The organism is Cellulomonas sp. P1_G12_2, from assembly GCF_056405535.1.
Genome location: NZ_JBFUBX010000009.1, coordinates 1 through 13,672 on the forward strand (window position 1 = coordinate 1; position 13,672 = coordinate 13,672).

Here is a 13,672-nt window from a genome sequence, read left to right on the forward strand (position 1 = left end):
GGCGACGCCGAGTCCAAGTGACCCTGCCGGTGCCGGCGGCCCTCGACGGGTCGCCGGCACCGCAGCACGTCACCGGCCTGCCCAGGCCTCGCACGAACATCACGACACACACGTAGAACGGACACGACTGATGGCGAACTACTCGCTCGCAGACATCAAGGCGCTGCGCGAGAAGACCGGTGCCGGCATGATGGACGTCAAGAAGGCGCTCGAGGAGGCCGACGGCGACTCCGACAAGGCGCTCGAGATCATCCGGGTGAAGGGCCTCAAGGGCGTCGGCAAGCGTGAGGGCCGCGCGGCCTCCGACGGCCTGGTCGTCGCTCACGTCGGCCCGACGGCCGACGGCGAGGGTCAGACCGGCGTGCTCGTCGAGATCAACTCGGAGACGGACTTCGTCGCGAAGAGCCCGAACTTCGTGGCGCTCGCCGCCCGGGTGCTCGCGGCTGCCGTGGACTCCCCGGCCCGCGACGCGGACGCGCTGCTGGCCGCCGAGGTCGACGGCTCCAGCGTGCAGTCCATCGTCGACGAGACCGCCGCCACCCTCGGTGAGCGCGTGGTCGTGCGTCGCCTGGCCCGCGTGGCCGGCGAGCACGTCGAGGTCTACCTCCACAAGGTCAGCAAGGACCTGCCCCCGCAGGTCGGCGTGCTCGTCGCGACCGACGCGGCCGGCGCCGGCGTGGCCCGGGACATCGCGACGCACATCGCGGCGTTCTCGCCCACCTACCTCTCGCGCGAGGAGGTCTCGGCCGACGTCGTCGCGAACGAGCGCCACATCGCCGAGGAGACGGCCCGCAACGAGGGCAAGCCCGAGGCTGCGCTGCCGAAGATCATCGAGGGCCGCCTGAACGGCTTCTTCAAGGAGAACGTCCTGCTCGAGCAGGCGTTCGCCAAGGACAACAAGAAGACGGTCGGCCAGGTCCTCACCGAGGCCGGCGGCACGCTGACGGGCTTCGTCCGTTACCGCGTGGGAGCCTGACCCTCAGGGAATCGACGGTGGCCCCGGCCCTACGGGGTCGGGGCCACCGGCGCAACCAGCCCGACCAACTCTCGTGGAGGCACCGTGACCCAGGACCCCGAGTCGACACGCGGGGTCGTGCCTGACCGGCGCGTCCTGCTCAAGCTCTCCGGCGAGACGTTCGGTGGCGGTGACGTGGGCCTCGCGGCCGACGTCGTCCAGCGCGTCGCCGCGGAGATCGCCGTCGCGGTCCGGGAAGGTGTGCAGGTCGCCATCGTCGTCGGTGGTGGCAACTTCTTCCGCGGTGCCGAGCTCTCGCAGCGCGGGCTGGACCGTGCGCGTGCCGACTACATGGGCATGCTCGGCACGGTGATGAACTGCCTGGCCCTGCAGGACTTCCTCGAGCAGGCCGGCGTGAGCACGCGCGTGCAGACCGCGATCACGATGGGTCAGGTGGCCGAGCCGTACATCCCGCTGCGCGCCATCCGGCACCTGGAGAAGGGCCGCGTCGTCATCTTCGGCGCCGGCGCCGGGCTGCCGTACTTCTCGACGGACACGGTGAGCGTCCAGCGCGCGCTCGAGACGCACTGCCACGAGGTCCTCATGGGCAAGAACGGCGTCGACGGCGTGTACTCGGCAGACCCGCGGACCAACCCGGACGCGGTGAAGCTCGACCACCTGACGTACACCGACGCGCTGGTCAACGACCTGGGCGTGATGGACGGCTCGGCGCTCAGCCTGTGCCGCGACAACGACGTGCGCATGCGCGTGTTCGGCCTGGAGGAGGCCGGCAACGTCACGCGCGCGCTCCGGGGTGAGAAGATCGGCACGCTGATCACCGCCAGTTGATCGGCCACCCGCACCACACGACATCACGAAGGAGCTCCGGTGATCGACGAGACCCTCTTCGAGGCTGAAGAGAAGATGGACAAGGCCGTCGAGGTCGCCAAGGAGGACTTCTCGACGATCCGCACCGGTCGGGCGAACGCGGCGATGTTCTCCAAGGTGTTCGTCGACTACTACGGCAGCCCGACCCCTCTGCAGCAGCTCGCGTCGTTCAACGTCACCGAGGCGCGCACCATCCTCGTCTCGCCGTTCGACAAGTCGTCGACCGCCGCGATCGAGAAGGCGCTGCGCGACTCGGACCTGGGCGTCAACCCGACGAACGACGGCAACGTCATCCGCATCGTGCTGCCCGCCCTGACGCAGGAGCGCCGCAAGGACTTCGTGAAGCTCGCCAAGTCGAAGGCCGAGGACGCGCGCGTCTCGGTGCGCAACGTGCGCCGCCGCGCCAAGGAGGAGCTGGACCGGATCGTCAAGGACGGCGAGGCCGGCGAGGACGAGGTCGGTCGTGCGGAGAAGGAGCTCGAGTCCCTGACGAAGAAGCACGTGGATCTCATCGACCACCTGCTCGCGTCCAAGGAGAACGAGCTCCTCGAGGTCTGATGAGCCAGACTGCCATCGCCGCCACCCGGACCCCCCGCCCCGGTCGTGACCTCCCGGTCGCGATCGTCGTCGGCGTCGCCATGCTCGTGGCGGTGGTCGCGTCGCTGTTCATCCGCAAGGAGGCCTTCGCGGTCGTCGCCGTCGTGTGCGTGTGCGCCGGTCTCTGGGAGCTCGCGCAGGCGTTCACCCGCCGGAACATCCACCTCCCGCTGCTCCCGCTGCTGGTCGGTGCCATCGGCATCCTCGTCTCGGCGTTCACCGCCGGACCGGAGGCGCTGTTCGTCGCGTTCATGCTGACGGTCGGCGGCGTCGTCGTCTGGCGCGTGCTCGACGGGAGCGGCCAGCCCGCGCTGCGCGACGCCACGGCCGGCGCGTTCGCCGCCGCGTACCTGCCGTTCCTCGGCGGCTTCGTCATGCTCCTGCTCGCCGAGCCCGACGGCGCATCCCGCGTGATGCTCTTCATCCTGCTCTGCGTGGCCAGCGACACGGGCGGCTACACCGTCGGCGTGCTGCTCGGCCGGCACCCGCTCGCCCCGTCGGTGAGCCCGAAGAAGACGTGGGAAGGCCTTGCCGGCTCCGTCATCCTCGCGTGTGTCGTGGGTGTGGTCGGCGTCCAGGTGGCGTTCGGCGGCGAGCCGCTGGTCGGGGTGTTCCTCGGCCTGGCCACCGTCGTGACCGCGACGCTCGGCGACCTCGCCGAGTCGATGCTCAAGCGCGACCTCGAGCTCAAGGACATGGGCCGGCTGGTGCCTGGCCACGGCGGGCTCCTGGACCGGCTCGACTCGCTCCTGCTCACCGCCCCCGCCGTGTACGTGGTCCTCACGGTCCTCCAGCCCGCCTGATCTCACTGAAGGGGGGTACCAGCAATGACCGGTACACCCGTGCGCCTCGACCTGTCCTCGCCCAGCCGGGGACCTCGTGGCAAGCCGCCCAAGCACTTCGTCGACCTCACGCCCGAGCAGCGGATCGATGCCGTCACCGAGCTCGGGGAGAAGCCGTTCCGCGCCAAGCAGCTGGCGACGCACTACTTCACCCACCTGACCAACGACCCCGCGCAGATGACCGACCTGCCGAAGGCCACGCGCGACAAGCTCGTCGAGGGGCTGTTCCCGCAGCTGCTCACCGCCCACCGCACCCAGACCGCGGACAAGGGCACCACCGTCAAGACGCTGTGGCACCTGTTCGACGGTGCCAAGGTCGAGTCGGTCCTCATGCGGTACGCCAACCGCACCACCCTGTGCGTTTCGAGCCAGGCCGGCTGCGGCCTCGCGTGCTCGTTCTGCGCCACCGGCCAGCTGGGCCTGACGCGGAACCTGTCGACGGCGGAGATCGTCGAGCAGGTGCGCGCCGCGGCGCGGTCGCTGGCCGACGGCGAGGTCCCGGGCGGTCCGACGCGGCTGTCCAACGTGGTGTTCATGGGCATGGGCGAGCCGCTGGCCAACTACAAGTCGGTCATGGAGACGGTCCGGCGTCTCGTGGCTCCGGCGCCCGACGGGCTGGGCATGTCCGCGCGTAACGTCACCGTGTCGACCGTGGGCATGGTGCCGGCGATGGACCGGCTGGCCAAGGAGGGGATCCCCGTCACGCTCGCGCTGTCACTGCACGCACCGGACGACGAGCTGCGCAGCGAGCTGGTGCCCGTGAACACGCGGTGGAGCGTCGACGAGGCGATCGACTCCGCGCACCGCTACTTCGAGGTCACCGGCCGTCGTGTCTCCATCGAGTACGCGCTGATCCGGGACATCAACGACCACGCCTGGCGCGCGGACCTGCTCGGCGAGAAGCTCAACGCCCGCGGTCGCGGCTGGGTGCACTGCAACCCCATCCCGCTGAACCCGACGCCGGGCTCGAAGTGGACGGCGAGCGATCCCCGGGTGGAGCAGGAGTTCGTGGCACGCTTGCGTGCGCACGGGATCCCGACCACCATCCGGGACACCCGCGGCAGTGAGATCGACGGCGCCTGCGGGCAGCTCGCAGCGGAGGAGGACGAGTGAGCGACGGGATGTTCCGGACCGTCTCGGGCGTGAGGCAGGGATACGACCCGGACGAGGTCGACGACTTCTTCGCGCACGCCCGGGCGGTCTATGAGACGGGCCCGGCTGCCGCGCTGGCCAGCAAGGACGTGCGTGGCGTGGCGTTCGACATGGTGCGGGGCGGGTACGTCACGGCCGCGGTCGATGCGGCGCTCGACCGGCTCGAGGCCGCGTTCGTCGCCCGGTCCCGCGCGGAGTACATCGCCACCCAGGGCCAGCAGGCGTGGATGAACCGCCTGAGCGAGCAGGCCCGCACCCTGTACGGCCGGCTGGGGCGCCCCGACGGCGACCGGTTCGCCGCGCCTGACGGCCGGCAGCAGGGCTACGAGCCCGCCGACGTGGACGAGCTGTGCCAGCGCCTGGTCGCGTACTTCGACAAGGGCACGCCGCTGTCGGCCGCCGAGGTGCGGTCCGCGACCTTCCGACGCCGCAAGGGCCGCAACGCGTACGCCGAGGGACCGGTCGACGCCTTCCTGGCGCGCGCGGTCGAGGTGCTGCTCGGCGTCGAGTGACCGGACGACGATCGGACGGCCGCGCTCCCTGCCAGGAGCGCGGCCGTCGTCGTCTCAGCCGTCCTCGCGCCTGAAGGTCCGGGCGCCGAACCAGAGCCCGAGGCCGGCGAGCACGATCGTCAGCACCGAGCCCCACAGGGCCGTCGCGCTGCCGATGTCGCCGTCGAACTGCGCGCGGATGCCGGACACCACGTGCTTGATCGGGTTGAGGTTGGACAGCGTGTTGAGCCACGCCGGCGCCGACGCCGCCGTGATGGGCAGCAGGATGCCCGACAGCAGCAGCAGGGGCAGCGCGACGCCGTTCATCAGGGGCGCGAGCGCATCCTCGCTCTTGAGGGTGAGCGCGACCGCGTAGGACGCCGACGCGAACGCGGCCGCGAGCAGCGCGGCGGTGACGATGCCGAGCACGATGCCCCAGAACGGCGCCTCGAGCCCGAACAGGAACGCCACGGACACGAGCACGACGCCCTGCACCGCGACGACGATGACGTCCCGCAGCACCCGGCCGAGCACGAGCGCGGACCGGGGTGCGGGGCTCACACGCTCGGCCTCGATGACGCCGTCGCGCCACTCGCCGATCAGCCCGAAGCCGACGAACAGCGCGCCGAACATGCCGAGCTGCACCAGCAGCCCGGGGACGAACAGCTGGTAGGCGTTGGTCGCACCCAGCTGGGGCGCCAGCGGCTCCAGCAGCGGTCCGAACAGCGAGAGGTAGAGCACCGGCTGGAGCAGGCCCATGACGGACCACACGGGGTTGCGCAGCGAGATGCGCATGGCACGGCGGAACACCGTGAGGGTGTCGCGGACGAACGTGCTGCGGCCGGACTGCTCGTCGGTGAACGTGCGCGGGGAGGAGGTGGTGGTGCTCATGCTGCGGCTCCGTCGGTGGACTCGGTCGCGCTCTCGCCGTCGCGCAGGGAGCGACCCGTGAGGGTGAGGAAGACGTCGTCGAGCGTCGGACGGCGCAGCTCGACGCCGTCCAGCTCGAGGCCCTCCGCGTCGAGCGAGCGGAGCAGACCGGCGAGCAGCGTGCGGCCCTGCGGCACCCGGACCTCGACCAGCGAGCCGTCGATCGTCGGCACGTCCGCGCCGGGCAGCTGCGCGGCGACGGCCGCGATGCGGGTGACGTCGGTGGCCTGCGACGCACTGAGCAGGACCGCGTCACCGCTCACCCGCTGCTTGAGCTCCTCGGGGGAGCCCTCCGCGACGATCGCGCCGTGGTCGATGACGAGGATGCGGTCGCACAGGGCGTCGGCCTCGTCCAGGTAGTGCGTGGTGAGGAACACCGTGCTGCCGCGCTCGTCGCGCAGCCCGCGCACGTGCGTCCAGAGGTTGGCGCGCGCCTGCGGGTCGAGGCCCGTGGTCGGCTCGTCGAGGAACACGAGCCGGGGGGTGTGGATCAGGCCCATGGCGATGTCGAGCCGGCGGCGCTGGCCGCCGGACAGCGAGGAGCACTTGCGGTCCCACAGGCCGTCGAGCTCGAGCTGGTCGAACAGCTCGCGGCCCCGGACGGCGGCGACCGCGCGCTCGACGCCGTACAGCAGGGCGTGGTCGATCACCTCCTCGCCGGCACGGGCCTCGCCCGAGGTCGACCCGGACTGCGCGACGTACCCGATGCGGCGGCGGACGGCGCCGGGGTCCTTGCGCAGGTCGGCGCCGGCGACGGTCGCGTCGCCGCGGGTGGGGCGCAGGAGAGTGGTGAGCATGCGGAGCGTGGTCGTCTTGCCCGCCCCGTTCGGGCCGAGGAAGCCGACGATCTCGCCGGCCTCGACGTCGAGGTCGACGCCGCGCACGGCATCGACGTCCCCTCGACGTGTGCGGTAGGTGCGGGCCAGGCCGCGGGCATGGATCATGCGGGGTCCTCCTTCGGTGGAGGACCCAGTATTCAAGATGGACTATTACTCGTCAACCTTGACTATTACGTGTTCTCCTCCGCCAGCGCGAGGACCACGCCCGGGCCGACCCCCGCTGCTCGCGCGATCTCGATCTGCTCGGCCGTGGGCGTCCACGCGGGCGGCTCGCCGTGGAAGGCGTAGGCGCCGCCGTTCACGCGCTCGAGGTACTCGCGGGCCCACTCGAGCTCCCCGCGGATGCGTGCGCTGGTCAGCCGCGCCACCTCCGTCGCGGTGTCGGGCGTGTCCCGGGCGGCGAGCATCTGCTCGATCTGCGTCGCGAGCACGGTCAGCTCGCCCTTGAGGAGCTCGGTCCGGGCCTCGATGGTCCGGACGACCTCGTCCCGGGGGAGCGCGAAGGCCATGTTCACGGCCGTGAGCAGGAGGGTGGGGTCGTCGAGAGTGAGCAGGCCCGCGCGCACCAGGCCCAGGAACTCGCCCTCGCCCGCGTCCGTGAGGCGATAGGTCGTCCGCGGTGGCCGGGGACCGGTGGCTGCGACGCCGACCTCCTCGAGCAGGCCCGACCGGGTCAGCGACTTCAGGGCGTTGTAGATGGATCCCGGGTGGACGTGCGCCCACCGGTCGATCTCCCAGCTGACCAGCTCCCGGCGCAGGAAGTAGCCGTGCACGGGCTGGAAGATCCGCACGCAGCCGAGCACGAGCAGGCGCGTCGCGGACCCCGGAGGTGTCGCGGGAGCGGGCATGCGGCGATCCTGCCACGGGCGATGCACGAAGATGGGCAGCGTGACACAGCGCAGCGTCGTCCTCCTCGGGTCCACGGGCTCGATCGGTACCCAGGCCGTCGACGTCGTCACCCGTAACCCCGACCGGTTCTCGGTGGTGGGCCTGTCCGCCGGTGGTGGTGACGTCTCCCTGCTGGCCCGGCAGGCGCGCGAGCTCGGCGTGTCTGCGGTCGCGGTCGCCGACCCGCGCGCGGAGGCACCCCTGCGCGAGGCCCTCGGCGACGGCATCGAGGTGCTCGTCGGCCCGCAGGCGTCCACGGAGCTGGCCGGCCGCGGGGCCGACGTCGTGCTCAACGGCGTCACCGGCTCGGTCGGGCTGGGGCCGACCCTCGCCGCGCTGGAGGCGGGCAGCACCCTGGCGCTGGCCAACAAGGAGTCGCTGGTGGTGGGCGGCCGGCTGGTGCACGCCGCGCGGCAACGGCCCGACCAGATCGTGCCCGTGGACTCCGAGCACTCGGCGATCGCCCAGGCACTGCGCGGTGGCACGCACCCCGAGGTACGGCGGCTGATCCTCACGGCCTCGGGCGGTCCGTTCCGCGGGTGGTCGCACGACGACGTCAAGGCGGTGACGCCGCAGCAGGCGCTCGCCCACCCGACCTGGTCGATGGGTCCGGTGGTGACGATCAACTCCTCGACCTTGATGAACAAGGGCCTGGAGCTCATCGAGGCGCACCTGCTGTTCGACGTGCCCGTCGCGGACATCACTGTCGTGGTGCACCCGCAGTCGGTGGTGCACTCCATGGTCGAGTTCGTGGACGGCTCGACGCTGGCCCAGGCGTCGCCGCCGGACATGCGGCTGCCGATCGCGCTCGGGCTGTCGTGGCCGGACCGGGTCCCCGAGGTGGCGCCGCCGTGCGACTGGACGCAGGCCACCGCCTGGACGTTCGAGCCGCTCGACGAGGACGTCTTCGGCGCGGTGCGCCTGGCGCGCGAGGCCGTCGCGGCGTCCGCCACCCACCCCGCGGTCTACAACGCGGCCAACGAGGAGTGCGTCGAGGCGTTCCTGGCCGGGCGGATCGGGTTCCTGGACATCGTCACCACGGTCGAGCGCGTCCTGGGCGAGCACGACGGCACCACGCCCGACGCCCTCACGCTGGACGCGGTGCTGGCTGCCGAGGTCTGGGCCCGCGCCCGCGCGCAGGAGCTCCTGGCGCGCGCGTGAGTCAGTGCCCGAGCACGTGCTCGAGCAGTCCGCTCCACCGGCTCGCGTGACCCGTGCGGGCCTCGGTCCGGTCCGCCCAGGTGGTCGCCTTGCGCGTGGCGGTGATGCCCGCCCAGCGCAGGGGTTCCGGCTCCCACGCGGGGGAGCGGTGGCCCACCCACGGCAGCCGCGTGAGCGCGCTGTCCGACCCGGTGATCAGGTCCGCGAGCGTGCGGCCCGCCAGGTTGGTCATCGCGACGCCGTCGCCCACGTAGCCGCCGGCCCAGCCGATCCCGTCGTCGTCCAGCCCGACCGACGGGTGCCAGTCGCGGTGCACGCCCAGCGGCCCGCCCCAGTGGTGGGTGATCTCGGCCCGGTCGAGCACCGGGAACAGGTCGACCAGCGCCTGCGCGAGGTGGGAGGCCGTGGATCGCGCCTGGTCGTACTCGGGACGGATCGCGGAGCCGGCGTGGTACGGCGCACCGCGACCGCCGAACACGATCCGGTCGTCCGTGGTGCGCTGGCCGTACACGATGAGGTTCCGCGCGTCGGCGAACGTCTCGGCACGGTCGAGACCGATCTCGGCCCAGACCTCGGGCGGCAGCGGCTCGGTCGCGATCACGTGTGAGTACACCGGGGCGACCTCCCGGCCGGACCCGGGCAGCTGCGAGCTCCACGCCTCGGTCGCGCGAACCACCCAGCGTGCCCGCACGATGCCGTGGTCGGTCACGACCGCGCGCGGGGACAGCCGCAGCGCGCGCGTCCCCTCGGCCACCCGGGCTCCGCGGGAGAGCACCACGTCGAGCAGCCCACGCACCAGGCGCAGCGGCTGGATCCGGGCGCAGTCCGGGGTGTACGAGCCGCCCACCACGCTGGTCGCGCGGACGTGCTCCTCGACCCCGTCGGCGCCGAGCAGGTGCGACTCGTCTCCCCAGCGCGCGTCGGTGGCCACTCCCTCGGCGACGCGCTCCAGCTGCGGGCGGTTGCGGGCGAGCGTGACGGTGCCGCCGAACGCGAACCCGCACTCGATCTGCTCGGCCGCCGCCACCCCGCCGACCTCGACGACGGTGTCCCGCATGGCGGCGCGCATCGCCGCGGCGGCCTCGTGCCCGTGCAGACGCGCCAGCTCGTCGCCGGAGACCGGCAGGAGAGCCGAGCACCAGCCGCCGTTGCGCCCGCTCGCGCCGAACCCCGCCACCTCGGCCTCGACCACCAGCACGTCGAGCGACGGGTCCGCCTCGAGCAGGTAGTACGCGGTCCACAAGCCGGTCAGACCGGCCCCGACCACGACGACGTCCGCCTGGGTGTCCCCGTCAAGAGGGTCGAGCGGGGCGAGGTCGGGCAGCTGGTCGAACCAGAGCGACACGCTCACAGGCGCGCCCAGGCCTCGGTCAGCACGCCCCGCAGGATGCCGGTGATCTCGTCGAACTCGGCCTGCCCGCAGGTGAGCGGAGGGGCGAGCTGGATGACCGGGTCACCGCGGTCGTCGGCGCGGCAGTACAGCCCGGCGTCGTACAGGGCGCCCGACAGGAACCCGCGCAGCAGGCGCTCGCTCTCGTCGTCGTCGAACGTCTCCCGGGTCGACTTGTCCTTGACCAGCTCGATCCCGTAGAAGAAGCCCTCGCCGCGCACGTCGCCCACGATCGGCAGGTCCAGCAGACCCTCGAGGGTGCGCCGGAACGCCGGTGCCGACTCCTTCACGTGCGCGGTGATGCCCTCGCGCTCGAACAGGTCGAGGTTCGCGTTGGCCACCGCCGCGGACACCGGGTGGCCGCCGAACGTGTAGCCGTGCGCGAACGACGCGTTGCCCGTCTTGAACGGCTCGTAGAGCTTGTCGGAGGCGATCAGGGCGCCGATGGGGGAGTAGCCCGAGGTCATGCCCTTGGCGCAGGTGATCATGTCCGGGACGTAGCCGAAGTCGTCGCACGCGAAGATCGACCCGATGCGCCCGAACGCGCAGATGACCTCGTCGGACACCAGCAGCACGTCGTACTGGTCGCAGATCTCGCGCACCCGCTCGAAGTAGCCCGGCGGCGGAGGGAAGCACCCGCCGGCGTTCTGCACCGGCTCCAGGAACACCGCGGCGACCGAGTCCGGACCTTCCATCTCGATGGCGTCGCCGATGCGGTCCGCGGCCCACCGGCCGAACGCCTTCGGGTCGTCGCGCAGGTGCTCGGGTGCGCGGTACTCGTTGGTGTTCGGCACCTTGTGCGCGCCCGGCACCAGCGGCTCGAACTGCTGCTTCAGCGTCGGCAGACCCGTGATGGACAGGGCTCCGTGGGTGGTGCCGTGGTAGGCGATGGACCGGGAGATCACCTTGTACTTGTTCGGCTTGCCGGTGAGCTTGAAGTAGTTCTTGGCCAGCTTCCAGGCGGTCTCGACGGCCTCGCCGCCGCCCGTGGTGAAGAAGACGTGGTTGAGGTCGCCCGGGGCGTAGGCCGCCAGCCGCTCCGCGAGGTCGATCGCCTGCGGGTGCGCATAGGACCACAGCGGGAAGAACGCCAGCTGCTCGGCCTGCACCCGTGCCGCCTCGGCCAGCTCGGTGCGACCATGGCCGGCCTGCACGACGAACAGTCCGGAGAGCCCGTCGATGTACTTGCGGCCCTGGTCGTCCCAGATGTGGTGCCCCTGGCCGCGCACGATCGTCGGGACGCCGTGGTCCCAGGCGCTCTGCCGCGTGAAGTGGCCCCAGAGGTGGGCCTTGGCGGCCTGGGAACGGTCCGTTCCACGAGGTGTCGTGCTCATCGGGTCCCCCAGTTGTAGAGCTGCTTGCGCAGCTTCAGGTAGACGAACGTCTCGGTGGTCCGCACCCCGGGCAGCGAGCGGATCTTCTGGTTGAGCACCTCGAGCAGGTGGTCGTCGTCCTCGCACACCACCTCGCACAGCAGGTCGAAGCCGCCCGCGGTGATCACCACGTAGTCGACCTCGGGCAGCTCGGCGAGCGCGTCCGCGACCAGCGACAGGTCGCCCTCGCACTTCAGGCCGATCATCGCCTGGCGCGTGAAGCCGACCTGCAGCGGGTCGGTCACCGCGACGATCTGCATCACCCCGGAGTCGGTGAGGCGCTGCACGCGCTGGCGTACCGCGGCCTCCGACAGCCCGATCGCCTTGCCGATCGCCGCATAGGGTCGCCGGCCGTCCTCCTGGAGCTGCTCGACGATGGCCTTGGAGACGTCGTCGAGAGCCGGGTGCCCGGGTGCTGGTCTGCGTGTGCCCACCCGCCGATGGTGGTGGGCAGAGGGGCGCAATGCAAGGAATCCGTCGCGACAGGCCGTGTGAACTTCTGATTTCGGCGTTCGCGACCCCCGGACTGGTCGAATGCCCCCGTGCGGCCTCCCGAAAGGACCTCGACCGGCGTAGCGTGCCACGCACCGACCGTGAGGAGAACTGCTGTGAGCCAGGCCACCGACCAGACCCTCGAGCTGCACAACGTGATCGGGGGCGCCCAGCGGCCCGCCGCGGACGGCCGCACGACGGCCGTGATCGACCCGTCGACCGGCACCGAGTACGCCCGGGCGCCGCTGTCGGGGGCCGAGGACGTCGACGCGGCCTACCGCGCGGCCTCGGACGCGTTCACCACGTGGGGCCGCACCACGCCGGCCGAGCGCCAGCTCGCGCTCCTGCGCCTGGCCGACGCGATCGAGCAGCGGGCCGACGAGTTCGTCGCGGTCGAGTCCCGGAACACTGGCAAGCCCCTGCACCTGACCGCCACGGACGAGGTGCCGCCGTGCGTGGACCAGCTGCGGTTCTTCGCCGGTGCCGCCCGCGTGCTCGACGGGCTGAGCGCGGGGGAGTACATGGCGGGGCACACCTCCTGGGTGCGACGCGAGCCGGTCGGGGTGGTCGGCCAGGTCACGCCGTGGAACTACCCACTGATGATGGCCATCTGGAAGATCGCGCCCGCGCTCGCGGCCGGGAACACGATCGTCCTCAAGCCGTCGGACACCACGCCGGCCTCGACGCTGCTGCTCGGCCAGGTGGCCAACGAGGTGCTGCCCCCGGGAGTGCTCAACGTCGTGTGCGGCGACCGGGACACCGGCCGCGCCCTGGTCTCCCACCAGCGCCCCGACATGGTCGCGATCACCGGCTCGGTGCGCGCGGGCTCGCAGGTGGCGGAGGCGGCCGCGGCCAACGTCAAGCGCGTGCACCTCGAGCTTGGCGGCAAGGCGCCGGTGATCGTGTTCGCCGACGCGGACCTCGCGGGGGCGGCCGAGGGCATCGCCGGCGCCGGGTACTACAACGCCGGGCAGGACTGCACGGCCGCCACCCGCGTGCTCGTGCACGCGTCGGTGCACGACGACTTCGTGGCGGCCCTCGCCGAGGCGGCCAAGGGGCAGCGCACCGGCGTGCCGAGCGACCCCGACGTGGCGTTCGGCCCGGTCAACAACGCGCTGCAGCTGGACCGCGTCACCGGCTTCCTCGACCGGCTGCCCGACCACGCGTCGATCGTGACCGGCGGGCACCGGGTGGGCGACGTCGGCTACTTCGTCGAGGCCACCGTGGTGTCCGGCCTGAAGCAGGACGACGAGGCCGTGCAGGACGAGATCTTCGGCCCGGTCATCACGGTCCAGACGTTCACCGACGAGGACGAGGCCATCACGCTGGCCAACGGCGTGCGCTACGGCCTGTCCAGCTCCGTGTGGACGCAGAACCACGGCCGGGCGCTGCGGGTGTCCCGGGCGCTGGACTTCGGGGTCGTGTGGATCAACACCCACATCCCGTTCGTCGCCGAGATGCCGCACGGCGGGTTCAAGCACTCCGGGTACGGCAAGGACCTGTCGATGTACGGGTTCGAGGACTACACGCGCATCAAGCACGTGATGTCCGCTTTCGACGCCTGAGCCGACGGATCCGGGGGTCGATTGTTCCATCCGTGCAACATTTTCGTTGCGAGCGGGTGCTTACGCGACGGATTCCTTGCTGGACGGCCGTCTGTTTGCGAAGATCCGA

At 71.7% G+C, this 13,672-nt stretch carries 14 protein-coding genes; 8 read left to right on the forward strand and 6 right to left on the reverse strand.

Going from position 1 to position 13,672, the window contains the following annotated elements:
- The first annotated feature begins 130 nt into the window (after positions 1-130).
- From tsf to AC1DXT_RS19270, 6 genes are all read left to right on the forward strand, one after another.
- Positions 131-976 carry a translation elongation factor Ts gene (gene tsf, locus AC1DXT_RS19245; RefSeq protein WP_477062902.1) on the forward strand — a complete coding sequence of 282 codons (846 nt, stop codon included), beginning with the start codon at positions 131-133 and terminating at the stop codon, positions 974-976.
- A gap of 84 nt (positions 977-1,060) precedes the next feature.
- Positions 1,061-1,804, forward strand: a complete 744-nt coding sequence (gene pyrH, locus AC1DXT_RS19250; RefSeq protein WP_477062903.1) for a UMP kinase — start codon at positions 1,061-1,063, stop codon at positions 1,802-1,804.
- A 39-nt stretch (positions 1,805-1,843) separates the two neighbouring features.
- The gene (frr, locus tag AC1DXT_RS19255) at positions 1,844-2,401 is read left to right on the forward strand and encodes a ribosome recycling factor (protein WP_056093138.1); all 558 of its coding nucleotides are present in this window, start codon (positions 1,844-1,846) and stop codon (positions 2,399-2,401) included.
- Positions 2,401-3,243 carry a phosphatidate cytidylyltransferase gene (locus tag AC1DXT_RS19260; RefSeq protein WP_477062904.1) on the forward strand — a complete coding sequence of 281 codons (843 nt, stop codon included), beginning with the start codon at positions 2,401-2,403 and terminating at the stop codon, positions 3,241-3,243. Before frr ends, AC1DXT_RS19260 begins: the two co-directional genes overlap by 1 nt.
- Before the next feature lie 24 nt (positions 3,244-3,267).
- On the forward strand, positions 3,268-4,395 hold the full coding sequence (gene rlmN / locus AC1DXT_RS19265) for a dual-specificity RNA methyltransferase RlmN (protein WP_056093144.1): 1,128 nt from the start codon (positions 3,268-3,270) through the stop codon (positions 4,393-4,395).
- A complete protein-coding gene (locus tag AC1DXT_RS19270) occupies positions 4,392-4,946 on the forward strand; it encodes a DivIVA domain-containing protein (RefSeq protein WP_477062905.1) in 555 nt (184 codons plus the stop codon). The genes rlmN and AC1DXT_RS19270 overlap by 4 nt, the downstream gene beginning before the upstream one ends.
- 54 nt (positions 4,947-5,000) lie before the next feature.
- On the opposite strand, the gene AC1DXT_RS19275 is transcribed toward AC1DXT_RS19270, so the two are convergent.
- From AC1DXT_RS19275 to AC1DXT_RS19285, 3 genes are all read right to left on the reverse strand, one after another.
- A complete protein-coding gene (locus AC1DXT_RS19275) occupies positions 5,001-5,816 on the reverse strand; it encodes an ABC transporter permease (RefSeq protein ID WP_477062906.1) in 816 nt (271 codons plus the stop codon).
- Positions 5,813-6,799 (reverse strand): ATP-binding cassette domain-containing protein, encoded by a 987-nt coding sequence (locus tag AC1DXT_RS19280; protein ID WP_477062907.1) that lies wholly within the window; start codon positions 6,797-6,799, stop codon positions 5,813-5,815. The genes AC1DXT_RS19275 and AC1DXT_RS19280 overlap by 4 nt, the downstream gene beginning before the upstream one ends.
- A 65-nt stretch (positions 6,800-6,864) precedes the next feature.
- The gene (locus AC1DXT_RS19285; protein ID WP_477062908.1) at positions 6,865-7,542 is read right to left on the reverse strand and encodes a PadR family transcriptional regulator; all 678 of its coding nucleotides are present in this window, start codon (positions 7,540-7,542) and stop codon (positions 6,865-6,867) included.
- Positions 7,543-7,582: 40 nt separating this feature from the next.
- On the opposite strand from AC1DXT_RS19285, the gene dxr reads away from it, so the two are divergent.
- Positions 7,583-8,743: a 1-deoxy-D-xylulose-5-phosphate reductoisomerase gene (gene dxr / locus AC1DXT_RS19290; protein WP_477062909.1), complete on the forward strand. Its 1,161-nt coding sequence runs from the start codon at positions 7,583-7,585 to the stop codon at positions 8,741-8,743.
- Position 8,744: 1 nt separating this feature from the next.
- On the opposite strand, the gene AC1DXT_RS19295 is transcribed toward dxr, so the two are convergent.
- The 3 genes from AC1DXT_RS19295 to AC1DXT_RS19305 are packed head-to-tail and all read right to left on the reverse strand — an operon-like array spanning position 8,745 to position 11,940.
- Complete coding sequence (locus tag AC1DXT_RS19295; RefSeq protein WP_477062910.1) at positions 8,745-10,094, reverse strand: NAD(P)/FAD-dependent oxidoreductase; 1,350 nt, start codon at positions 10,092-10,094, stop codon at positions 8,745-8,747.
- Positions 10,091-11,467, reverse strand: a complete 1,377-nt coding sequence (locus AC1DXT_RS19300; protein WP_477062911.1) for an aspartate aminotransferase family protein — start codon at positions 11,465-11,467, stop codon at positions 10,091-10,093. Before AC1DXT_RS19300 ends, AC1DXT_RS19295 begins: the two co-directional genes overlap by 4 nt.
- Positions 11,464-11,940, reverse strand: a complete 477-nt coding sequence (locus AC1DXT_RS19305; RefSeq protein ID WP_477062912.1) for an Lrp/AsnC family transcriptional regulator — start codon at positions 11,938-11,940, stop codon at positions 11,464-11,466. Before AC1DXT_RS19305 ends, AC1DXT_RS19300 begins: the two co-directional genes overlap by 4 nt.
- A 174-nt stretch (positions 11,941-12,114) precedes the next feature.
- Between AC1DXT_RS19305 and AC1DXT_RS19310 the strand changes: the two genes are divergently transcribed.
- Positions 12,115-13,563 (forward strand): gamma-aminobutyraldehyde dehydrogenase, encoded by a 1,449-nt coding sequence (locus AC1DXT_RS19310; RefSeq protein WP_477062913.1) that lies wholly within the window; start codon positions 12,115-12,117, stop codon positions 13,561-13,563.
- Positions 13,564-13,672 lie beyond the last annotated feature (109 nt).

Excerpts from the sequence above, each read along its gene's own strand:
- tsf (WP_477062902.1), top strand. The coding sequence starts at position 131 with ATGGCGAACTACTCGCTCGCAGACATCAAGGCGCTGCGCGAGAAGACC.
- AC1DXT_RS19260 (WP_477062904.1), top strand. The coding sequence starts at position 2,401 with ATGAGCCAGACTGCCATCGCCGCCACCCGGACCCCCCGCCCCGGTCGT.
- rlmN (WP_056093144.1), top strand. The coding sequence starts at position 3,268 with ATGACCGGTACACCCGTGCGCCTCGACCTGTCCTCGCCCAGCCGGGGA.
- AC1DXT_RS19275 (WP_477062906.1), bottom strand. The coding sequence starts at position 5,816 with ATGAGCACCACCACCTCCTCCCCGCGCACGTTCACCGACGAGCAGTCC.
- AC1DXT_RS19280 (WP_477062907.1), bottom strand. The coding sequence starts at position 6,799 with ATGATCCATGCCCGCGGCCTGGCCCGCACCTACCGCACACGTCGAGGG.
- AC1DXT_RS19285 (WP_477062908.1), bottom strand. The coding sequence starts at position 7,542 with ATGCCCGCTCCCGCGACACCTCCGGGGTCCGCGACGCGCCTGCTCGTG.
- AC1DXT_RS19300 (WP_477062911.1), bottom strand. The coding sequence starts at position 11,467 with ATGAGCACGACACCTCGTGGAACGGACCGTTCCCAGGCCGCCAAGGCC.